General features: G+C 72.4%; 18 protein-coding genes. 7 read left to right on the top strand and 11 right to left on the bottom strand.

All coding sequences use genetic code 11. The features are described from left to right. Positions 1-10: 10 nt before the first annotated feature. Both WFJ01_RS14480 and WFJ01_RS14475 read right to left on the bottom strand, forming a co-directional pair. Positions 11-676, bottom strand: coding sequence for a GntR family transcriptional regulator (locus WFJ01_RS14480; RefSeq protein WP_251438630.1), 666 nt, complete (start codon positions 674-676; stop codon positions 11-13). Further along, a complete protein-coding gene (locus WFJ01_RS14475; RefSeq protein ID WP_292884898.1) occupies positions 673-2,166 on the bottom strand; it encodes a fumarylacetoacetate hydrolase family protein in 1,494 nt (497 codons plus the stop codon). Before WFJ01_RS14475 ends, WFJ01_RS14480 begins: the two co-directional genes overlap by 4 nt. Before the next feature lie 182 nt (positions 2,167-2,348). On the opposite strand from WFJ01_RS14475, the gene WFJ01_RS14470 reads away from it, so the two are divergent. Continuing rightward, complete coding sequence (locus tag WFJ01_RS14470) at positions 2,349-3,728, top strand: MFS transporter (RefSeq protein ID WP_292884895.1); 1,380 nt, start codon at positions 2,349-2,351, stop codon at positions 3,726-3,728. Positions 3,729-4,015: 287 nt separating this feature from the next. Here the strand turns inward: WFJ01_RS14470 and WFJ01_RS14465 are convergent, their stop codons facing one another. Then, positions 4,016-4,714, bottom strand: a complete 699-nt coding sequence (locus tag WFJ01_RS14465; RefSeq protein WP_292884892.1) for an IclR family transcriptional regulator — start codon at positions 4,712-4,714, stop codon at positions 4,016-4,018. Positions 4,715-4,875: 161 nt separating this feature from the next. On the opposite strand from WFJ01_RS14465, the gene WFJ01_RS14460 reads away from it, so the two are divergent. Then, a complete protein-coding gene (locus WFJ01_RS14460; RefSeq protein WP_336629449.1) occupies positions 4,876-6,744 on the top strand; it encodes an FAD-dependent monooxygenase in 1,869 nt (622 codons plus the stop codon). Positions 6,745-6,774: 30 nt separating this feature from the next. On the opposite strand, the gene WFJ01_RS14455 is transcribed toward WFJ01_RS14460, so the two are convergent. From WFJ01_RS14455 to WFJ01_RS14440, 4 genes are all read right to left on the bottom strand, one after another. After that, positions 6,775-7,635 carry a PhzF family phenazine biosynthesis protein gene (locus tag WFJ01_RS14455; protein ID WP_336629448.1) on the bottom strand — a complete coding sequence of 287 codons (861 nt, stop codon included), beginning with the start codon at positions 7,633-7,635 and terminating at the stop codon, positions 6,775-6,777. Positions 7,636-7,695: 60 nt separating this feature from the next. Further along, positions 7,696-9,342 (bottom strand): thiamine pyrophosphate-binding protein, encoded by a 1,647-nt coding sequence (locus tag WFJ01_RS14450; protein ID WP_292884883.1) that lies wholly within the window; start codon positions 9,340-9,342, stop codon positions 7,696-7,698. A gap of 254 nt (positions 9,343-9,596) precedes the next feature. Beyond that, a complete protein-coding gene (locus WFJ01_RS14445) occupies positions 9,597-11,120 on the bottom strand; it encodes an ATP-dependent DNA ligase (RefSeq protein WP_336629447.1) in 1,524 nt (507 codons plus the stop codon). A gap of 60 nt (positions 11,121-11,180) precedes the next feature. Beyond that, positions 11,181-11,600, bottom strand: a complete 420-nt coding sequence (locus WFJ01_RS14440) for a pilus assembly protein CpaE (protein WP_251438620.1) — start codon at positions 11,598-11,600, stop codon at positions 11,181-11,183. A gap of 133 nt (positions 11,601-11,733) precedes the next feature. Between WFJ01_RS14440 and WFJ01_RS14435 the strand changes: the two genes are divergently transcribed. Continuing rightward, complete coding sequence (locus WFJ01_RS14435; RefSeq protein WP_336629446.1) at positions 11,734-13,851, top strand: DEAD/DEAH box helicase; 2,118 nt, start codon at positions 11,734-11,736, stop codon at positions 13,849-13,851. Positions 13,852-13,913: 62 nt separating this feature from the next. On the opposite strand, the gene WFJ01_RS14430 is transcribed toward WFJ01_RS14435, so the two are convergent. From WFJ01_RS14430 to WFJ01_RS14420, 3 genes are read right to left on the bottom strand one after another with little or no spacing between them, the layout of a single operon-like run. Further along, complete coding sequence (locus WFJ01_RS14430) at positions 13,914-15,416, bottom strand: dihydrolipoamide acetyltransferase family protein (protein WP_336629445.1); 1,503 nt, start codon at positions 15,414-15,416, stop codon at positions 13,914-13,916. Further along, entirely contained in the window at positions 15,413-16,486 is a 1,074-nt protein-coding gene (locus WFJ01_RS14425; protein ID WP_336629444.1) for an alpha-ketoacid dehydrogenase subunit beta, read from the bottom strand. The genes WFJ01_RS14430 and WFJ01_RS14425 overlap by 4 nt, the downstream gene beginning before the upstream one ends. Beyond that, on the bottom strand, positions 16,483-17,625 hold the full coding sequence (locus tag WFJ01_RS14420) for a thiamine pyrophosphate-dependent dehydrogenase E1 component subunit alpha (protein ID WP_292884813.1): 1,143 nt from the start codon (positions 17,623-17,625) through the stop codon (positions 16,483-16,485). The genes WFJ01_RS14425 and WFJ01_RS14420 overlap by 4 nt, the downstream gene beginning before the upstream one ends. A 151-nt stretch (positions 17,626-17,776) precedes the next feature. On the opposite strand from WFJ01_RS14420, the gene WFJ01_RS14415 reads away from it, so the two are divergent. After that, positions 17,777-18,214 carry an Lrp/AsnC family transcriptional regulator gene (locus WFJ01_RS14415; RefSeq protein ID WP_251438592.1) on the top strand — a complete coding sequence of 146 codons (438 nt, stop codon included), beginning with the start codon at positions 17,777-17,779 and terminating at the stop codon, positions 18,212-18,214. Positions 18,215-18,238: 24 nt separating this feature from the next. Here WFJ01_RS14415 and WFJ01_RS14410 read toward each other — a convergent pair whose 3' ends face one another. Continuing rightward, on the bottom strand, positions 18,239-19,099 hold the full coding sequence (locus tag WFJ01_RS14410) for a helix-turn-helix domain-containing protein (protein ID WP_292884809.1): 861 nt from the start codon (positions 19,097-19,099) through the stop codon (positions 18,239-18,241). 218 nt (positions 19,100-19,317) lie between these two features. On the opposite strand from WFJ01_RS14410, the gene WFJ01_RS14405 reads away from it, so the two are divergent. The 3 genes from WFJ01_RS14405 to WFJ01_RS14395 all read left to right on the top strand — a co-directional run bounded on the left by WFJ01_RS14405 (position 19,318) and on the right by WFJ01_RS14395 (position 22,009). Further along, entirely contained in the window at positions 19,318-19,791 is a 474-nt protein-coding gene (locus WFJ01_RS14405; protein WP_251438590.1) for a hypothetical protein, read from the top strand. Positions 19,792-19,796: 5 nt separating this feature from the next. After that, positions 19,797-20,276 (top strand): hypothetical protein, encoded by a 480-nt coding sequence (locus tag WFJ01_RS14400; protein WP_295034569.1) that lies wholly within the window; start codon positions 19,797-19,799, stop codon positions 20,274-20,276. Positions 20,277-20,455: 179 nt separating this feature from the next. Next, positions 20,456-22,009, top strand: coding sequence for an ABC transporter substrate-binding protein (locus tag WFJ01_RS14395; RefSeq protein ID WP_336629443.1), 1,554 nt, complete (start codon positions 20,456-20,458; stop codon positions 22,007-22,009). The last annotated feature ends 7 nt before the right edge of the window (positions 22,010-22,016 follow it).

The following is a 22,016-nucleotide window of genomic DNA, read 5'->3' as shown; positions in this document are numbered from 1 at the left end:
GGTCGTGCGGTCAGAGTGTCTCGGAGCGGCGGGCGTCGAGGAACGCGTCCATCGTGCGCCAGCGGTGGTTGCGGGCGGCGAGCTCGATCTCGAGCGGGTCGGCGCCGGAGCGGATGAGATCCAGGATCTGCACGTGCTCCTCGACGGAGTGCCCCGCCCGTCCCGGCACGAAGGCGAACGTGGAATCGCGGATCCCGGACAGCCGGGCCCAGCCGCGGTGCACGAGGTCGAGGATGTGCGGGTTCGGGCAGGGCTCGTAGAGCACGGAGTGGAACTGGCGGTTCAGCTCGGTGAAGCGGTGCGCGTCGAAGCTGTCCAGCAGCCGGGTCATGCGGTCGTTGACCTCGGCCGCGCGGGCGAGAGCATCGGCGTCGAGCAGCGGGGCGGAAAGCGCGGTCGCCGCGCCTTCGACCAGGCCGAGGGTCTGCATGGTGTGCGCGTACTCGCTCTCGTCCACGAGCGAGACCCGCGCCCCGACGTTGCGCTCGAAGGTGACGAGGCCCTCGGCCTCGAGCCGGCGGATCGCCTCGCGCACGGGCACCACGCTCATCCCGAGCTCGTCGGCGATCGTGCCGAGCACCAGCCGGAAGCCCGGGCCGAAGGCGTGCGAGGCGATGCGGGAGCGGATCCACGAGTAGGCCTGCTCCGACTTGCTCGCCGTGAGCAGGTCGGTCATGCGCCGGGCTCCGCGGATGCGGCCTTCGCGGCGTCGTACTTCGCCCGCCAGGCGGCGTTCATCGGGAACAGCCCGTCGACGGGATGCCCGGCCTCGACCTGCTCGGCGATCCAGGCGTCCTCCTCCTCCTGGGCGAGGGTGGCGTCGACGACCTCTTCGACGAGCGCGGGCGGGATCACGATCACGCCGTCGCTGTCGCCGACGATGATGTCGCCCGGCTGCACCGTGGCGCCGCCGCAGGCGATCGTCACGTCGACGTCCCACGGCACGTGCTTGCGGCCGAGCACCGAGGGGTGCGCGCCCTGGGAGAAGACCGGAAGGCCGATCTCGGCGACCGCGGCGAAGTCGCGCACGCCGCCGTCGGTGACCACCCCGGCGGCGCGGCGGGCCTGGGCGCGCAGGGCGAGGATGTCGCCGAGCGTTCCCGTGGTGGCGTCCCCCCGGGCCTCGATCACGATGATCTCGCCTTCCTCGACGGCATCGAACGCGCGCTTCTGCGCGTTGTAGCCGCCGCCGTGGGTCTTGAACAGATCCTCGCGGGCGGGGACGAACCGCAGCGTCTTCGCGGTCCCGACGATCTTGGCGCCGGGGAGGTTCGCCGAGACCCCGTCGATGAAGCAGGCGTGCAGGCCGCGCTTGCGGAGCTGGGCGCTGAGGCCCGCCGTCGGGGCGGCCGCGAGTTTGGCGCGGAGCTGCGGGTCGAGTCCGGGCTCCGTCGCGGGGGCTTCCGCGGCGGCTTCGGCGGGCAGCCCGGCCGCCTCGCGCGATCCCCAGGCCTCGGCGCGCTGCAGGTCGTCCACGGCGGGGAGGGATCCGAGGGAGCCGTCGAAGGCGACGGTGCCCTGCGTGACGGTGGTGCGCAGCCCGCCGGAGGTGAACGTCCGGGAGGAGTGCGGGGCGTCGACCTCGACGACGACGACGTCCCCGGGGACGATCACGCTGGATCCGGCCGGGGTGCCGGTGAGGATGATGTCGCCGGGTTCGAGCGTGAAGTGCTGGGAGAGGTCGGCGATCAGCTGCGGCAGCGGGAACAGGAGGCCGCTGGTCTCATCGTCCTGCCGCAGGTCGCCGTTCACCCAGGCGCGCACGCGGAGCTCGGCGGGGTCGACCTCGGCGGCCGGGATGAGGTCGGGCCCGATCGGGGTGTAGCCGTCGCCGCCCTTCGAGCGCACGTTGGAGCCCTTGTCGTTCGCGCGCAGGTCGTAGAGCCCGAGGTCGTTCGACGCGGTCACCCAGGCGACGTGCGACCAGGCGTCCTCGACGCTCACCCGGTGGGCGGCGGTGCCGATGATGAGTGCGATCTCGCCCTCGAAGGCGAGCAGCTCGGTGCCGGCGGGGCGCTCCACGACGCCGTCGGTGCCGGCCATGGAGGAGGACGGCTTGAAGAAGTAGGAGGGGGTCGCGGGGGTGCGGCCGCGCTGGTCGGCACGGGAGCGGTAGTTGAGGTGGATCGCGATGATCTTGCCGGGCCGGTCGATCGGTGCGGACATGGGCGCCTCCTCGCGCGGTGGGTGCCAGGGGGTGCCTTGGCGTCGTATTCGAAATCGTATATCATCGTGTCGAGCCCGGCAAGCAGGGAATCCGGATCCGTCCGCAACGGGATCCGAGGCCCCCGACGGGCACGACGACGATGTCGGCCAAGACGACGACGTCCCATGCAAAGGAGTACGCAATGTCCGCAGAATCCTCCCCGGGCTTCACGCCCACCGGCACCATCGCCTCGGCCGCCGACCGGCGCCGGGTGGTCTTCGCCACCGTCATCGGCACCACGGTCGAGTGGTACGACTTCTTCATCTACGCCACCGCGGTGGGCCTGGTGTTCGGCCAGCTCTTCTTCAAGGACCTCGGTGCGAACAGCGCCCTCGTCGGGTTCGCGACCGTCGGCGTGAGCTTCCTGTTCCGCCCCCTCGGCGCGTTCCTGGCGGGCCACTTCGGCGACAAGTTCGGTCGCAAGGCCGTGCTGATGTGGACGCTGATCCTCATGGGCGCGGCGACGGCGCTGATCGGCGTGCTGCCCGATGCGAACGCGATCGGGGTCGCGGCTCCGATCCTCCTGGTGCTGCTGCGCATCCTGCAGGGGATCTCGGCCGGCGGCGAGTGGGGCGGGGCGGTGCTGATGGCCGTCGAGCACGCGCCCAAGGCCAAGCGCGGCATCTTCGGCGCGGCGCCGCAGATCGGCGTGCCCCTGGGCCTGCTGATCGCCTCCGGCGTGATGGCGATCATGGCGCTCGTCGCGCCGGGTGACCAGTTCCTGTCCTGGGGCTGGCGGATCCCGTTCCTGCTCAGCGTGGTGCTGATCGTGGTCGGCTACTACGTGCGCCGTCGGGTCGAGGAGAGCCCGGTGTTCACCGAGCTCGCCGAGCGCAAGGAGGCCGCGAGCATGCCGATCGTGCAGCTGTTCCGCAAGCACCTGCTGCTCGTGATCATCGCCGCCCTCGTCTTCGCCGGCAACAACGCGGTCGGGTACATGACCACCGGCGGGTACATCCAGGGATACGCGACCAACCCCGAGGGCGCGCTCAAGCTCGACCGCGGACCCGTGCTCTGGGCGGTGGCCGGCTCTGCCGTCACCTGGCTGCTGTCGACCCTGGTCGCCGGGTGGATCTCGGACCGGATCGGGCGTCGCACCACCTACATCATCGGCTGGATCCTGCAGCTGGTCGGCGTGTTCACGCTGTTCCCGCTGGTGAACACGGGGCAGATCGGACTGCTGTTCGCGGCCCTCGCGATCCTCACGATCGGACTCGGCTTCACCTACGGCCCGCAGGCGGCGCTCTACACCGAGCTGTTCCCCGCCTCGATCCGCTTCTCCGGGGTCTCGATCTCCTACGCGATCGGCGCCATCGTCGGAGGCGCCTTCGCGCCGACCATCGCGACCGCGATCGTGCAGGCGACGGGCTCGACGCAGGCGGTCACCTGGTACCTCGCCGGCATGACGGTGATCGGCCTCGTCGCGACGCTGCTGCTGCGCGACCGCAGCGGCATCCCGCTCGGCCCCGACGCGGAGGCCGAGCAGGCGGTGAGCCCGATCTACGGGATGTCCCGGGCGTAGGTCGGAAGAAGGAGCGCGGCGCCGTACTCAGGCTGGACTGCCGGTGGTGGGGGTTCTGGCCCGTGGTTTCGCCTGGTGGGGCTGCCCTGGCCTGAGTTGGGCGGGGTCCGGCTCAGGCCCGGAGCGCGTCGCGGATGGTTGTGGCGGAGCGCCGTAGGCGCGCGGCGAGTCGCGAGTCTCGCTATCGGCCGCGCCTGCGGCGCCGTATTCAGGCTGGACTACCGGTGGTGGGGGTTCTGGCCCGTGGTTTCGCGGGGTGGGGCTGGTCTGGCCTGAGTTGGGCCGGCTCAGGCCCCGAGCGCGTCGCGGATGGTCGCGGCGGAGTGCTGCAGGCGCGCGGCGATCTCGGCGTCGGTGCGGTCGGTGGCGACGTGCACCACGGCGATCGCGGCGGGGCGCTGTCCGCGCAGGGCGAGCGGAACCGCCACCGACTGCACGGTCGGGATGACCTCGTCGTGGCTGGTCGCGAAGCCCGCGAGGCGGGATCCGGCGACCGCGTCGTGCAGCGCCGCGGGGGCTCCCTCGGGCCACTCGGCCTCCGGCAGTTGCGCGAGGATCGCCTTGCCGGGGGCGCCGACCGTCACGGGATGCCGGGCGCCCGGGCGCTGCGCCACGCTCGCGATGGTGTGCCGCGGCTCGACGCTGACCAGGGTGATGCACTCCTCGCCGTCGAGCACGGCGAGGAAGCAGGTCATGCCGAGCTCGTTCGCGACGGCGGTCAGCTCGGGAAGGGCCTCGGCCTGCAGATCCTGCGCGACGCCGGCGGCGAGTGCGGCCATGCGCGGCCCCAGCGCGACGAGGCCCGCCGCGTCCCGCCCGATCAGGCGGTGGTCCTCGAGGGTGCGGAGCAGGCGGTACGCGATCGAGCGGTGCACGCCGAGGCGTGCGGCGATCTCGTCGATCGAGAGGGGGCCGCGCTCGTCGCCGAGGATCTCGAGGATCCGGATTCCGCGGCTGAGCGTCTGGGATGCAGGGGCTTCGGCCATGGATCCGCCTTCCGATGTTGATCGACGTCGCGACCTCGGCTAGTCTGTGTTCAATAGTAGAACGTTGCGTTCGAATATAGAACACGGATCACCCGGTGCGCAAGAGCCGCCGACGATCCCGAACCACGCCCGACGGCGCCGTCAGGAAGGAATCGACGACGATGCAGTTCCACCACCACGGATACGTCTCCCACGACCCGCGGGTGCTCCCGGCCGCCGGCACCGGTATCGACCGCCCCGCCGACCTCCCCGACGAGGTCGATGTGCTCATCGTCGGATCCGGGCCTGCGGGAATGCTGCTGGCGGCTCAGATGTCGCAGTACCCCGGCATCACGACCCGGATCATCGAGCGCCGCGGCGGCCGGCTGGAGCTCGGTCAGGCCGACGGGATCCAGCCGCGCAGCGTCGAGACCTTCCAGGCGTTCGGCTTCGCCGAGCGCATCGTCGCCGAGGCCTACAACATCGGCTGGATGAACTTCTGGGGGCCGGATCCGGAGAACCCGCAGAACATCGTCCGCACCGCGCGCACGGCCGACTACGCGTACGACATCTGCGAGTTCCCGCACCTCATCGTGAACCAGGCGCGGGTGCTCGACTACTTCGCCGAGGCGGCCGCCGACGGGCCCGCCCGGATCGTCCCCGACTACGGCGTGCAGTTCACCGGCCTCACCGTCCACGAGGACGGCGAGCACCCGGTCGAGGTGCAGGTGCGCTACGTCACCGGCGACCGCGAGGGGGAGGAGCGCACGATCCGCGCGACCTACGTCGTGGGCTGCGACGGCGCGCGCAGCGGGGTGCGCGAGGCGATCGGGCGCACGCACGTGGGCGCGATGGCCGCGCACGCCTGGGGCGTCATGGACGTGCTCGTGAACACCGACTTCCCGGACTGGCGCACCAAGTGCGCGATCAACGCGGAGGCGGGCAACATCCTGCACATCCCGCGCGAGGGCGGCTACCTGAGCCGCATGTACATCGACCTCGGCGAGGTCGCGGCGGGGGACGACCGCCAGGTCAGGCACACTCCCATCGAGGCGATCATCGCCAAGGCGAACGAGATCCTGCACCCCTATGCGATCGACGTGAAGCAGGTCGCCTGGCACAGCGTCTACGAGGTGGGGCACCGGATCACGGACGGCTTCGACGATGTGGGGGAGGACAGCACCCGGCACCCGCGGGTCTTCCTCACCGGCGACGCCTGTCACACCCACAGCGCCAAGGCGGGCCAGGGCATGAACGTCTCGATGCAGGACGGGTTCAACCTCGGCTGGAAGCTGGGGTCGGTGCTCACCGGCCGCAGCCCGCAGGAGCTGCTCTCGACGTACGGCGCCGAGCGGCACCCCGTGGCGCAGCAGCTCATCGACTTCGATCGCGAGTGGTCCTCGCTCATGGCGCGCAAGCCCGAGGAGATCTCGGATCCGCAGGAGCTCGCGAACTACTACCTCGCGACCGCCGAGTTCCCCTCCGGGTTCATGACCCAGTACACGAGCTCGATGATCACCGGATCCGCCGCGCATCAGGCGCTCGCCGCGGGCTTCCCGCTCGGCAAGCGCTTCAAGAGCGCCGAGGTCGTCCGCGTCTCCGACGGCAACGTCGTGCACCTCGGACACCATGCGAAGGCGGACGGACGCTGGCGCGTGTACGCGTTCGGCGACGCGACCGGCTCCGGACTCGACGCCTGGGCCGAGGCCGCGGCGCCCGTGCTCGCCCGGTTCACGCCCGCCGACGGCGACGTGGACGCGGTGTTCGACGTGAAGGCCGTCTACCAGCAGTCCGCCGAGGACCTCGATGTCACGACCGCGCCGGCGCTCTTCCAGCCGAAGACGGGCCCGCTCGGGCTCACCGACTGGGAGAAGCTCTACGCCGCCGCGCCCTCGCACTGGTCGAAGGGCGACATCTTCGTCGAGCGCGAGCTGTCCCGTGACGGCGTCGTGATCGTCGTGCGTCCCGACCAGTACGTCGCCGCGATCCTGCCGCTCGGCGCGATCGGCGAGCTGGAGTCGTTCCTCGAGGGGGCGTTCCTGGAGGCCTGAGACTCCGGAGCCGGCGCCGGGCGTTCGGCCTCAGCCGCGGATCGGCGTCGCCCCGCCGGTGACGACGATGCCGCCGACCTCCGGGATCGTGACCGTCAGCAGGCTCGGGCGGCCGACGTGCGCGCCCTGGTGGATCCGCACCACGCGGTCCTCGGGGACGCGGCCGATCGCCCGCAGGTAGGCGTCGGTCGCCGCGGCGGCGGATCCGGTCGCCGGGTCCTCGGTGATCCGGCCGACGGGGAAGAGGTTGCGCGCGAGCAACTCCCCGTCGGCGACCGGGTGCAGCACCGTGATCGTGCCGGTCCAGCCGCGCTCGCGCATGAGCGCGGCCACGGGCTCGGGCGCGAAGCGGAACTGATGGAAGATCTCCGGATCCCGCAGTACCAGCACCGGATGCCAGTTGCCCGCGAACGACTCGCGCGCGGGATGGGCCGGATCCAGATCCTCGGCGCGCAGCGAGAGCACCTCGAGCAGGCGGGCGAGGACGCCGGGATCCAGCTCCCGCACCACCGGCTCGACGCTGGTGAAGGCGACCTCGATGCCGCCCGCGCCAGTCGACGCCGTGAGGGCCACGTCGCCGACGGGGGTCTCGAAGGTCATGTCGCCGTCGCCCTCGCGCTCCGCGAGCAGCACGGCGGTCGCCACGGTCGCGTGTCCGCAGAACGGCACCTCCGCCGCCGGCGACCAGTACCGGATCCGGTAGCGGCGCTCGCCCGCCTCGGCGCTCCTGCCGAGCAGGAACGCCGTCTCGGGGTAGCCCATCTCGGCCGCGATCCGCTGCATGTCCGCGTCGGTCAGCGCCCCCGCGTCGAGCACGATGCCGGCGGGATTGCCGCCTTCCGGGGCGGCGGCGAAGGCGGCGTAGCGGAGGATCTCGGGGGTGGCGCTCATGAGGTCGAGCCTACGGCGAACGCGTCCTCGCTTCGCCGTAGGCTCTGATGCGGTCTCCGTTCAGGAGTTCACGCGGATGATCTCCTCCTGGTACGGGGCGATCACGTCGCCGGAGATGCGCAGGTCGAGCACGAGGAACGGGCGGGTCGCGGGATCCTCGGACGTCCAGGCGGCCAGGCGGTCGAGGTCCGCGAGGGTGCGCACAGCGACGCCCTCGGCCCCCACCGCCGCGGCGAAGGCGGCGAAGTCGACCTGCGGGATGAGCATGGGCTCGCGGGCCAGGCCCTTGAGGCCGTAGAGGTTGACCTCGGCGCCGTAGGCCGCGTCGTTCCAGATCACGGCGAGGCCCCGGCCGCCGGCGGAGCGCACGGCCGACTCCAGGTCGGCGATCGCCATGAGGCCGCCGCCGTCGCCGGAGGTGAGCACGACGGTCGCCTCCGGGCGGGCGCGGGTGGCGCCCACGACGCTCGGCCAGCCCTGGCCGATGGCCTGGAAGGCGGTGCCGATCATCATCATCCGGTCGGGGGACGCGACCGGCCAGTACATGTTCGCCCAGCCGATGAAGTGCCCGCCGTCCGAGACGACGACGCGATCCTCGGGCAGCAGCTCGGCGATGCGGCGGGCCGCGGAGCGCGGGTCGAGTCGGCCGTCGGGCGCCGCCTCGTCGCCGGGCGCGTACGCGCGGGCTGCGACGACGTCGACGCCCTCCCGCCAGCCGGATCCCTCAGCGCCCTGCAGCCGGGCGACCAGCGCCTCGGCCGCGAGCCGGGCGTCGGCCCGCACGAACCCGCCGACGTGCGCGTGCGTGGCCGCGGGCGCCACATCGATCTGGAAGACCTGCGTGCCCGGGGCGAACAGGGCGCCGAACCGCATCGTGAACTGGTTCAGCGAGGCGCCGAACACCACGGCGACGTCGGCCTCGCGGATGAGGTCCATCGCGCCCTCCGCGCCGAAGCCTCCGGTCACGCCGAGGTCGAAGCGCTGGTCGGGGAACACCCCGCGGCCGAGCGCGGAGGACGCGGTGAGCGCGCCCGTCGCGTCGGCGAGCGCGCCCAGCGCCTCGCCGGCCCCGGCGAGCCAGGCACCGCGCCCCGCGAGCAGGAACGGGCGCTTCGCGGAACCCAGGGCCTCGGCGATGCGGTCGAGCATCCCCTCGGCGAACTCGCCCTTCACCGCGAGCGCCGCCGGCACGCGCGGCGCGGGAGCGGCGGGCACCTCGCCGGCCTCGAGGGCGGCGACGTCGTAGGGGATCGCGAGGACGACCGGCACGCGATAGGTGAGGGCGTGCTCGATCGCGATGACCGTGGTCGCGGCGGCATCGGCCCGGCCGACGGTGTACGTGCGGGCGCCGACGCCCGAGGCGAGGGCGATCTGGTCGACGTCCCAGGGGCGCGGGCCGCTCGTGGGCTCGTCGCCGACGACGAGCACGAGCGGGATGTGCGCCTGCACCGACTCGGCCAGCGCTGTGAGCGTGTTGGTGAAGCCGGCGCCATAGGTGCTTGTCGCGGCGGCGATGCGCCCGGAGGCGCGGAAGTGCGCGTCGGCGGCGACCACGGCGCCCTGCTCATGACGGACGGCGGTGAAGCCGGCATCGGTCTGCTTCTCGATCGCGTCGAGGAAGTAGGCGTTGCCGTTTCCCATCACGCCGAAGACGGCGTCGATGTGCTGGGCGAGGGTGAGCGCGACGTGCGCGGAGACGGTGGGCATGCGGAACGTCCTTTCGAGACGACAACGGAACAGGATCCGTATGTGTCTCGCCGGAGCTGCTGCGCACCGTCGTCGGTGCGTGCGCTGCGGGCTTCGTGCCCCTTTTTCGAGCACCGGCGCACGGAGGCGGGTGACGCGCGGGCGCCGGACGAGCCGATTCTATCGCGCCAGGCCGCCCCGGCGGATCCGGCGTCCTTCCCCGAGCGCGACGGTTTCGGATCCGCGCCCGATCGAGACGGACGCGGATCCGCGCCTCACTCGCGCAGCAGTCCGCGCAGGGTCTGGATCGTGTCGGCCTCGGTGGCCGGCTTGTCGGGGCGGTAGTGCTTCACCCGGGCGAACCGCAGCGCGACGCCGCCGGGGTAGCGGGGCGAGCGCTGCACCCCGTCGATCGCGATCTCGACGACGATCTCGGGGCGCATGAACACGGCGGACGCGGTGCGCCGCGTCTCGTAGCCGGGGAAGGTCTCGGTCTGCCAGCGCAGCAGCTCGTCGGTGAGCCCCTTGAAGGTCTTGCCGACCATGACGAAGCCGCCGGGCTCGCCGAACTCGCCCTCAGGATCCCGGGCGCCCAGGTGCAGGTTCGAGAGCAGGCCGCGCCGCCGCCCGGATCCCCACTCGGCGCCGAGCACGACGAGGTCGTAGGTCAGCACGGGCTTGACCTTCACCCAGCTCTTGCCGCGCCGGCCCGCCGCATAGGCGGATCCGATGGCCTTGACGACGACACCCTCGTGCCCCGCGGCCAGCGCCTCCCTGGACACGCGCTCCGCCGCCTCGGGATCGGCGGTCACGACCCCGGGCATGCGCCACCCGCCGACCACGCGCTCGAGCTCGACGAGACGCGCGGCGAGCGGCTCATCGATGAGGTCGCGACCGTCGACGTGCAGGAGGTCGAAGAACCACGGCCGCAGGGCGAGCTCGCGGGAGGCGTCGGCGCCGAAGCGGGACATGGTCTCCTGGAACGGCCGCGGGCCGCCGTCCTCGTCGAGCGCGAGCGTCTCCCCGTCCAGGATGAGGTCGTGCGCGGGCAGGGCGCGCACGATGTCGACGATCTCGGGGACCCGGTGCGTCACATCGGCGAGGCTGCGCGTGAAGACGCGGACCTCATCGCCGTGCCGGTGCACCTGGATGCGCGCTCCGTCGAGCTTGTACTCGACCGACGCCTCGCCGGTGATCTCCAGTGCCGCGCCCGGAGTCGTGGCGCTCGCCGCGAGCATCGGGAGCACCGGCCGGCCCACCGCGAGCCCCACCGCCTCCAGGTCCTCCGCGGTGCCGGTGAGGGCGATGAGCGCGGTCGCGCCCAGATCGCCCGAGAGCATCGCGGCCCGTCGGACCGCCGCGGGCGCCCGGTCCGACGCGCGGGCGACCGCATCGAGCAGCACGCCCGCGAGCGCGCCGGTACGGAGTTCGCCGAGCATCGCGCGCGCCAGGAAGTCCCATTCCGTGTCGGTGGCCCGAGCGGCGAGCCCTTCGAGCGCGGCGGAGCGCGCGGCCGAGGACCCCGAACCGGAGACCGCGGCGAGCTCATCCAGGGCGCGGTCGACGTCGGCGATCGTCAGGGACGCCGACTCGGCGGGCGGCACCTCGACGGCGGCGATGCCCCGCCAGCCGACCCCGAGCCTGCCCTGCCTCGGCGAGGCCAGCAGCAGTCCGACGACCGGCGCGAGCTCGTCGGGCTCGGCGCTGCGCAGGAGTCCCGCCAGGGCATCGATCTTGGCCAGGCGCGATGAGGTGGCGGCGGCCTGGCCGACCGCGACGACGAGCTCGCTGAGCTTCATGACGGCATTGTCGCACCGCGGTCGGACATCGTGAGCGCGCTCGTCCGCTCCGCACCGCTCTCAGCGCGAGCGGTCGATGAGCGCGAGCAGGGCACGCCCGTACGCCTCGGACGGATCCGGATGCTCGAAGCGCAGCTGCTCCGGGCCGATCTCGATCTCGACGCGGAACGCGTCGTCGAGTCGCGTGAGCCGTCGGAACGTGCCACGCAGCAGGTCGCGCAGCTGGTCCTCGCGGGGCAGCCAGACCGCCTCCGTGAGCGTCACCGCGTCGAGCGCCCACTCGGTCGTGCCGTTGAACGCGAGGATCATGCCGGTCGGCGTGCGCCGGGCCTCGATCGTCATCGTGCTGACGGTGAAGACGTCGGCCTCGACCTCCAGCTCCACCTCGTCGGGCAGGACGAGCTGGAAGCGGTCGCCCTCGGCCGGGTGCCACACCAGGCCGGCGTCGCGCAGCGCGATCGCGAGTTCACGCGTGATCACGAGACGGGCCTCGGCGCGATTGCGGCGCGGAGACCGGTCGTCCGTCGCGCCGATGTGCTCATCGTCCGAGCGTAGCCGGATGCCCGGGAAGGACGGCCGCGCGTATGTCGGAGGAGTGCGGCAGGCTGGGAGCATGACGCAGCACGGCACCTCGCCCGAGACGCACGCCGCAGCCCTCGCGGCGCTGCGGTCCCTCGTCGGCCGCCCCGACGCCGAGTTCCACGACGGGCAGTACGCGGCGATCGAGGCGCTGGTCGCCGAGCGACGGCGGGCGCTGGTGGTGCAGCGCACCGGCTGGGGCAAGTCGGCGGTCTACTTCGTCGCGACGCTGCTGCTGCGGCAGCAGGGCGCTGGGCCCACCGTGCTCGTCTCCCCGCTCCTCGCGCTCATGCGCGACCAGATCGCCGCGGCCGAACGTGCGGGCGTGCGCGCGGTGGCGATCAACTCCACGAACGCGCACGAGTGGGCCGACGTGCTCGCGCAGCTGGACCGCGACGAGGTCGACGTGCTCCTGGTGTCTCCCGAGCGGCTCAACAACCCGTCGTTCCGCGAAGAGCAGCTGCCCGCGCTCGTGCGCCGCACCGGCATGCTCGTCGTCGACGAGGCGCACTGCATCAGCGACTGGGGGCACGACTTCCGCCCCGACTACCGGCGGCTGCGCGAGCTCATCGCGCGGATGCCCGCCGACGTGCCCGTGCTCGCCACCACCGCGACCGCGAACAGCCGGGTCGTCGCCGACGTCGCCGAGCAGCTCGGCGCCGCGGAGGCGGGAGGCGGATCCGAGGTGCTCACGATCCGGGGCCCGCTCGCCCGCGCCTCCCTGCGGCTCGGGGTGCTGCGCCTGCCCGATGCGCCCAGTCGGCTGGCCTGGCTGCTCAGCCATCTGGACGAGCTGCCCGGATCCGGCATCATCTATGCGCTGACGGTCGCGGCGGCGGTGGACACGGCGCGCCTGCTGCGCGAGCGCGGGCACGAGGTCCGCGCCTACACGGGCCAGACGGATCCGGAGGAGCGCGCCGAGTCGGAGTCGATGCTCAAGCGCAACGAGGTGAAGGCGCTGGTCGCGACGAGTGCGCTGGGGATGGGGTTCGACAAGCCCGATCTCGGGTTCGTGCTGCATCTGGGGGCTCCGTCCTCTCCGGTCGCGTACTACCAGCAGGTGGGCCGCGCCGGGCGCGCGAGCGAGAGCGCGGACGTGCTGCTGCTGCCGGGGGCCGAGGACCGCGACATCTGGCACTACTTCGCGACCGCGTCGATGCCGGATCGGGAGCGGGCGGAGCGGGTCATCGCGGCGCTGGGGGACGCGCCGGTGTCGACCCCCGTCCTCGAGGCGATGGTCGACATCCGCCGCACGCCGCTGGAGCTGCTGCTCAAGGTGCTCGACGTCGACGGTGCGGTGCGCCGGGTGCAGGGCGGCTGGGTCGCGACGGGCGAGCCCTGGGTCTACGACGCCGAGCGGTACGAGCGGATCGCGGCGGAGCGCCGGGCGGAGCAGCAGCACATGGTGGAGTACGAGCAGGGCTCGGGATGTCGCATGGAGTTCCTGCAGCGCACGCTCGACGATGACACCGCCGCACCCTGCGGGCGGTGCGACAACTGCGCCGGGGCCTGGTATCCGACCGGCGTCGGCGCCGATGCGAGTGCCGCGGCCTCGGCGTCGCTCGATCGCGTCGGAGTGCCGGTCGAGCCCCGGCGGGCGTGGCCGACCGGCGCCGATCGGCTCGGCGTCCCGGTGAAGGGACGCATCGCCGTGGACGAGCAGGCGGGGGAGGGGCGCGCGCTCGCCCGTCTCACCGACCTCGGCTGGGGCGGTGCGCTGCGCGAGCTCTTCGCCGCCGGAGCGCCGGATGCCCCGGTTCCCGATCGGCTGCGCGACGCCTGCGTGCGCGTGCTCGCCGGCTGGGGCTGGGCCGAGCGTCCGGTCGCGGTCGTCTCGGTGCCCTCGCGCACCCGACCGCTTCTCGTCGGGTCGCTCGCGAGGAGCCTCGCCGAGATCGGCCGGCTGCCGTACCTGGGCGAGCTGGCCACGACCGGAGGGGGGCCGAGCGGCGGGCCCGGCGGCAACAGCGCGTTCCGCCTCGCCGGCGTCTGGGACCGGTTCTCCGCCGATGCCCTCGCCGTCCCGGCCGGGCCGGTGCTGCTCGTGGACGATCAGGCCGACAGCCGCTGGACGCTCACCGTCGCCGCCCGATCCCTCCGTCGTGCCGGAGCGACCGACGTGCTCCCGTTCGTGCTCGCGCTACGGGGCTGAGCCGAGCGGATCCGGATCGGGTGGCGGAGGAGCCTCGCCCGAGGCCGAGTCCCGGCCGCAGGTCAGCGCACCCGGCCGAAGGCGCGGGCCGGGTGCTCCAGCAGCTCCATCACACGGCGCAGGAACGACGCCGCGTAGCCGCCGTCGCACACCCGGTGGTCGAAGACGAGCGAGAGCTGGGCGATCCGGCGGGCCACGACGGCGCCGTCGACGACCCAGGGGCGCTCGATCATCCGGCCGATGCCGAGGATCGCGACGTCGGGGTGGTTGATGATCGCCGCGGACCCGTCGACGCCGAGCCCGCCGTAGTTGTTGAGCGTGAAGGTGGATCCTCGCAGCCGCTCCGGAGGCATGGCGCCGGCGCGCGCGGTCGCGGCGAGCTCGCGCAGCGCGACGTCGAGCTCGTCGACGCTGAGCTCGTGCGCCCGGGGGATCACCGGAACCATGAGCCCGCGGTCGGTGTCGGCGGCGACGCCGAGGTTCACCCCGGCGAAGGAGATGATCTCGGATGCGTCGTCGCTGAGCCGGGAGCCGAGCAGCGGGTGCTCGGCAAGCGCGATGAGCACGAAACGGGCGACGAGCGCGGTGAGCGACGGCGCGCGGCCGCCCTCGGGGGCCATCGCGGCGCGCAGCGCCCACAGCTCGGTGACGTCGACGTCGACCCAGACGGTCGCCTCGGGGATCTCGGAGCGGCTGCGGGCGAGCTTGGCGCTCACCGCCTTGCGCAGCGGCGACATGCGCTCCCGGGACGCGACCACGAGGCCGTCCAGGCTCTCGCCCGCCGACGGCGCCGCGGATGTCGCCGCGCCCGGGACGGCCCGGGGCGCTGCAGTGCCGCCGGCGTGGAGCGCCTGCAGCGAGACGCCGTCGACGGCCTGGTCCACCGCCGCGCGGAGCACGTCGGCCCGGGTCACGGCGCCGTCGGATCCGGTCGCGGCGATGCGGCGCACGTCGACGCCGAGGTCGCGGGCGAGCCGGCGCACGAGGGGGGAGCGCACGGCGACCGGGCCCCGGGGTGGCCGCTCCCCGTCCGTCGGCTCCGCCGGCGCGGGGGTGCGGTCCGCGAGCGGCCGCGGGGCGTCGTCGGCCGCCGGCGCGGGGGGCGTGACGCTCGGGCGGCCCGCGGGGGAGCCGTCGCCGCGCACCGGGCCCGCGGTGCGGCGCGCTCTGCGGCGGCCGGATCCCGCCCGTTCGCTGGTGCCGTAGCCGATGAGCACGTTGCCGGAACCGGATCCGGCCCGCTCCTCGGCGCGATAGGCCTCCTTCTCGACCGAGACCGCTTCGACCGCGACCGCCGCGGACGGGAGGGCGGCGTCGGGGTCGGCGACCTCGAGCACGGGGGCGCCCACGTCGATGGTGCCGCCCGGTTCGCCGTGCAGCGCCGTGACGACGCCGGCGAACGGCGACGGCAGCTCGACGACGCTCTTGGCCGTCTCGACCTCGGCGATCGGCTGGTCGGTGCGGATCGTGTCGCCGACCTTGACCAGCCACTGCACCAGGCCCGCTTCGGTGAGGCCCTCGCCGAGATCCGGGAGGCGGAACACACGCGGCGCGATCGTGGTCATCGTGCACCTCCCGTGGTCTCGTCGTGCGCGTCCTCGTCGAAGTGCAGCGTGTCCAGCGCATCCAGCACCCGGTCGGCGTCGGGGAGGTACCAGTGCTCGAACTTCGGCGGGGCGAAGGGGGTGTCGAAGCCGGTGACCTTGCGCACGGGCGCCTCGAGGAACTCGAAGCAGCGCTCGAACACCCGGGACTGGATCTCGCTGGCCACGCTCGCGAAGCCCGGTGCCTCGGCGACGACCACGGCGCGGCCCGTCGAGCGCACGGCGGCGGTGATCGTCGTGTCGTCGATCGGGGTGAGGGTGCGCACGTCGACCACCTGCACGCTGCGTCCCTCCGCGGCGGCGATCTCGGCGGCCTCGAGGCAGGTGGCGACCGAGGAGCCGTAGGAGATGAGGGTGACGTCGGCGCCCTCGCGGGCGATGCGGGCGGATCCGATCGCCGTGACGATCGAGGTGTCGACCTCCCCCTTGGTCCAGTAGAGCTTCTTCGGCTCGAGGAAGATCACCGGATCCGGCGAGGCGATCGCCGCGCGCAGCAGCGAGTACGCGTCCTGCGGGGTGGACGGGCAGACGACGGTGAGTCCCGGTGTGTGCGCGTAGTACGCCTCGGAGGAGTCGCAGTGGTGCTCCACGCCGCCGATGCCGCCGCCCGTGGGGATGCGGATGACCATCGGCATCCGCAGCGCGCCGCGGGTGCGGTTGCCGAGTTTGGCGACGTGGCTGACGACCTGCTCGAAGGCGGGCAGCGCGAAGGCGTCGAACTGCATCTCGATCACGGGGCGCATGCCGTTCATCGCCATGCCGACGGCGGTGCCGACGATGCCGGACTCCGCGAGCGGGGTGTCGAAGCAGCGGTCCTCGCCGTAGCGCGCGGTCAGGCCGTCGGTGATGCGGAACACGCCGCCGAGGGCGCCGACGTCCTCGCCGAACACGACGACGTCGGGATCGGCCTCGATGGCGTCGGCGAGGGCGCGGTTGAGCGCCGCCGCCATCGTCATCGTCTGCACGGTCGGAGCCGCCGGGGTCTGGGGGTGTGCGGCGTCCACGCGGACGTCCTCGTGCGCGATGGTCATCGGGTGCCTCCTTCGGAGATGGATCCGGATCGCTCCAGTTCGTCGCGCAGCTGCTGCCACTGCTCCTGCAGCTGCGGCGACCGGGTGCTCCGCACGAAGCGGAACAGGTCCTCGGGGTCGAGGTCGGCGTCGGTGTTGAGCGCCTCGCGGAGCGCCGCGGCGATCGTCTCCGCCCCCTCGGCGAGCTGCTGCTCCCGCGCCTCGTCGAGGAGGCCGCGTGAGGTCAGATGCGTGCGGAGGCGGGTCAGCGGATCCTTCTGCGCCCAGGCCTGCACCTCGGCGCGCTCGCGGTAGCGGGTGTCGTCGTCGGCGTTCGTGTGCGCCTGCATGCGATAGGTGTGCGCCTCGACGAGCGTGGGCCCGCCGCCCGCGCGGGCCTGGTCCACCGCGACGCCCAGGACCGCGAGCAGGGCAGCCACGTCGTTGCCGTCCACGCGCCGCCCCGGCATGCCGTACCCGATCGCCTTGTGCGCGAGCGACGGCGCGGCGGTCTGGCGGGAGAGCGGCACCGAGATCGCGAACTCGTTGTTCTGCACGAAGAACACGACGGGCAGGTGGAAGACCGCGGCGAAGTTCAGCGCCTCGTGGAAGTCGCCCTCGCTCGTGGATCCGTCGCCGCACATCGCCAGCACCACGGTGTCCTCGCCGCGGTGCTTCGCGGCCTGCGCGAAGCCCGCCGCGTGCAGCAGCTGGGTCGCGAGCGGCGTGGTCTGCGGGGCGACCCGGTGGACGCGCGGGTCGTAGCCGGAGTGCCAGTCGCCCTTCAGCAGCACCATGGCGTCGGCGGGGGAGACGCCGCGCGCGATCACCGACACGGAGTCGCGGTAGGTCGGGAACAGCCAGTCCTCGTCGCCGAGGACGAGGGAGGCGGCGATCTGGCAGGCCTCCTGGCCGTGCGAAGAGGGGTAGACCGCGAGCCGTCCCTGGCGCACCAGCGCATTGGCCTGGTCGTTGATGCGGCGTCCCTCGACGAGTCCGCGGTAGGCCCGGTCGAGCACGTCGTCCGGGGGCATCGGGTAGTCGTCGTCGACGCGGGCCGCACCCGTCTCGTCGATGAGCTGCACGGGCTCGTCGCGGGGGAGCAGCTCGCGCGGATCCGCGTCGCGGGTGTGGCTCTGGGCAGGCATGGTGTGCTGCATCGGGTCCGCCTTCCTTGCCGAACGTGATGCCTCCAGTGTGCTTCCGGATGTGCATTCGTCCAATCGATTCCGGCAGAATCTGGACGATTGCATTCTCTTGCCCTGAGAATGAATCAGAGTGTCACTGCTACATCGACCGAGAGGCGTGCGCATGGCGGAGCTGGACGACATCGACCGGGCGATCCTCGACGAGCTGCGCCGAGACGCGCGCGTCTCGATGACGGCGATCGCCGAGACCGTGCACATCTCCCGCGCCGGGGCGCACGCGCGCATCAAGCGCCTCACCGACCTCGGCGTCATCACCGGCTACACGGTGCGCACGGATCCGGTGCTGCTCGGCCACCACGCCTCGGCGTACGTGATGCTGTCGCTCGAGCAGCCGGCGTGGCAGGAGGTGCAGGAGCAGCTGCAGCGGATCCCGGAGGTCGAGCACATGGCGCTCGTGGGCGGGGACTTCGATGTGATCCTGCTCGTGCGCGCGAGCGACGCCCGCGACCTCCGCCGGATCGTGCTCGAGGACATCCAGGCGATCTCCGCGGTGCGCTCCACGCGCACCACCCTGATCTTCGAGGACTTCGGCCGGAGCTGAGGTCCGCGGATCACCGGCCGCGGGTCAGGCGACGAGCCCGCGGGCGCTGCGGTAGGCGGAGGGCGTGGATCCGGTCTCCCGGCGGAAGAACCGGGAGAAGTAGGAGGGGTCTCCGAAGTCCAGCTCGGCGGCGATCTGCGCGCAGGTGAGCGCGGTGCGGCACAGCAGCCGCTCGGCCTCCAGCAGCACGGCGGCGCGGATGACGGCGCTCGGTGTGCGGCCGAGGTCGGCCGCCACGACCTCGGCGAGGTGGTTGCCGGTGACGTTCAGCCGCCGCGCGCAGTCGGCCACGGTGAGGGTGGCGCGGGGTTCGGCGCGCACGATCCGCAGGAACGCCCGGGCCAGGGTGTGGCGGGGGCGGGCCGGCTGGATCCGCGTGCGCGCGCACATCGTCACGAGGGCCGACAGCAGGTACCGCACGACCTCGTCCCGGTCCTCGGCGTCGCCGTCGAGCTCGTCGCGCAGATCCTCCAGCATCCGGTCGATGCGCCGGGCGGTGGCGGCGTCGGGCACCGTCATCCCGCCGCGGATCGTGCGGGCCGGAAGATCCGCCGCGCTCACCAGGAACTCCTCGCGGAACAGCACGAGCGTGCCGTCCAGCGCCTGTCCGTCCGGGCTCCAGCAGTGCACCTGACCGGGCGCGATGATGTGCAGGGTGCGCGGGGCGACGCGGAACTCCGACGTGTCGATGAGGTGGGCGCCGGATCCCTGCGAGATCCAGATCAGCTCGACGAAGTCGTGCCGGTGCGGCTGCGTCATGTGCGGACCGGGTCCGTCCTCGCGGAATGAGCCCACCAGGGCCGATCCGTGCAGCGTGGTGGCGCGCTCCTCGATGTTGTACTCCGCGAAGGCGCGCGCGGAGGGGGCAGTCGGCGTTGACCTCACGCACCCAGTGGAGGCGGTGCGGGGCGGCCGCGCAAGACACGCAGCGAGGCGGCGCGCCCGGGGGACAGGATCGTGCGCGCGCGGGCAAGCGGGGTGCCGGAGCGCCGGCGGCGGCGCGGGGGAGCGCCCGTGCAGGAGTGCCAGAGCACCCGTGCTGAGTGCCTGGAGCAGCCCGGATCCGCCGCCCTAGCGTGAGAGCACATTCCGAAGGAGGACAGATGACCGGCACTTACGAGCACCTCATCGTGCGGCACATGGGGGACGTCAGCGACGACCTCGTCAACGAGGGGGCGATCGCCACGGGCGAGCCCCGGCCGGCGCACATCGGCGACGCGTTCGCGCTCATGCGGGCCGAGGACGTGCCCGGGGCGAGGATCCACATGACGTACTCGTGGATCCACCCCACCGACGAGGGCAGCCACTGGGTCAACGAGCACGAGCACGACTACGACGAGGTGCTGGTGTTCCTCGGCAGCGACCCGGAGAACCCGCACGACCTGGGCGGCGAGGCCTACCTGTGGATCGGCGGCGAGAAGTACACGATCGACACCTCCGGCGCGGTCTACATCCCCGCAGGGGTGCGGCACTGCCCGCTCGACTGGGGAACGGTGACCCGGCCGATCCGCTTCAACGCGATCTCGCTGTCCAGCGACGGCAGCTACTCGTCCGACGAGAACGTCCCGCAGGCCTGAGCATCATGGGCGCCTATGACGACCTGTTCATCGTCGACATGAACGTCGTTGCCGACGACATGGTGAACGAGGGGGAGGCGGGCGGCGAGACGCTGCCGCCGAACCTCAGCGTGCCGTACGGCATCATGCGTCAGCTCGACGTGCCGGCCTCGACCGTCTTCGGGGCCTACAGCTGGGTGATGCCGATCGGCGAGGAGACCTTCTGGGTGCACGAGCACGTGCACGACGACTTCGACGAGATCCTCGTGTGGATGGGCAACGACCCGGAGAACCCCGGCGAGCTCGGCGGCGACCTCTACATGACGATCGAGGGGGAGCGCCACCTGGTGTCCACCACCGGCGCCGTCTACATCCCGAAGGGCACCTACCACTGCCCCCTCGGCTTCGAGAAGGTCGACCGGCCGTTCACGTTCATCGCGATCACGCTGAGCCCGGACTACGCCTCGCATCGCCGCGCGGACGAGGACGCGAGGGCCGGCGCCTGACCGCGGGCCGTGCGGCGGATCCAGCTCCGTCGCACGGTGCCCTCGTCCCCCGGTCGCCGCGTCGCCCGGAAACATCGGCGCCCGCGGCGCCGCACCGCATCAGGCCCGCGATCCGGCCCGAGGGATCGCTTCCGCGCGCTCACCGCCGAGCGCGTCAGGCACCGTTCGAAGGAGATACCGTGTCCGCATCCCCATCCCGCTCCCGTCGCCTCGCCCGCCGTCTCGGGGCCGGCCTCACCGCCGCGGTCGTCGTCGCCGCGCTCGCCGCCTGCGCCTCCCCGGGATCCGGCGCTGGACCCTCCGGCGCCGCCGGATCCGGGACCGGCACGCTGAACCTCGGCCTGGTCGGCAGCGTCAACGACACGCTGTTCCCGTACGTCGCGCAGAGCACCGCGGGCGAGGGCGCGATCTGGCTGAACACCCTCGACACGCTGACCCGCCTCGACGACAAGGGCGTGCTGCAGATGGGGCTCGCGGAGTCGTTCACCCCGAACGCCGACAACACCGTGTGGACCGTCAAGCTGCGCCCGGACGTCGCGCTGCACAGCGGCGCGACCTTCGGCGCAGACGACGTGATCTTCAGCATCAGGAAGATGTTCGAGCTCAAGGACTCGTTCGGCGCGATCACGCAGATCTCGTCCTTCGTGTCGCCGGACAAGGTCAAGAAGATCGACGACCTCACGGTGGAGTTCACGCTCAGCAAGCCGTACGGGATCTTCCCGAGCGCCTGGGCGTACGAGCAGCTCGCCATGATCGGCAAGACCTCGACCGAGAAGAAGGTCGACGGCACCGGGCCGTTCACCGTCGGATCCTTCGAGCCGAACCAGCAGGCGAGCCTGACCCGCTTCGACGACTACTGGGGCGAGAAGCCCGGCTTCGACAAGCTCGAGGTGTACTTCTTCGCCGATCAGCAGGCGATCGTGAACGCGCTGCAGGGCGGCCAGATCGACCTGACCTCGGCGGTGCCGCTGTCGAACGTCGACGCGCTCAAGGCGGCGGGCATCCAGTTCCTGGAGAGCGACAGCGCCACCCATCTCACGCTGGACATGCGCACCGACGTGGCGCCGTTCGACGACCCGCGCGTGCGCCAGGCGCTGCAGCTGATCGTGGACCGCGACGCGGTCGTCGAGACCGCCTACAACGGCTATGCGAAGGTCGGCAACGACGTCGATCTCGCGAGCGGATGCCCGGCCCCCGACCTCCCGCAGCGGAAGCAGGACCTGCAGAAGGCCAAGCAGCTGCTCGCCGAGGCCGGCAAGCCGGACCTGACCGTCGACCTCGTCACGGACGGGGCGTTCCAGGGCATGACCGAGGTCGCCCAGCTCATCAACCAGGACGCGGCGCAGATCGGCGTGACCGTGAACGTCAAGACGATGGACACCGGATCCCTGCTGGACAAGTGGCTGCAGTGGCCGTTCGTCGTCAACCTGGTCGGATCGTCCTACCTGACGAGCATGCCGGGACACCTGCTCCCGGACGGGCAGGACAACGCCTCGCACTGGAACAACGCCGACTTCGCGAACCTCGCCACCGAGCTGTTCAACACCACCGACGCGAGCGCGCAGTGCGCCGTGATCGCGAAGCTGCAGGCCGTGCAGTACGCGGACTCGCCGTCGATCATCCCCGCCCTGCCGAAGGACCTGACCCCGCACTCCGCCCGGGTCAAGGGCCTGCACACCGACCCCTACGGGCACACGTCGGAGTCTTTCGCCGGCGTCACGGTCACGGACTGAGCAGGAC

The sequence above is a fragment of the Microbacterium sp. MMO-35 genome (genome assembly GCF_037147555.1).
Classification (GTDB): domain Bacteria; phylum Actinomycetota; class Actinomycetes; order Actinomycetales; family Microbacteriaceae; genus Microbacterium.
This window is presented reverse-complemented; position numbering and strand designations above follow the sequence as displayed.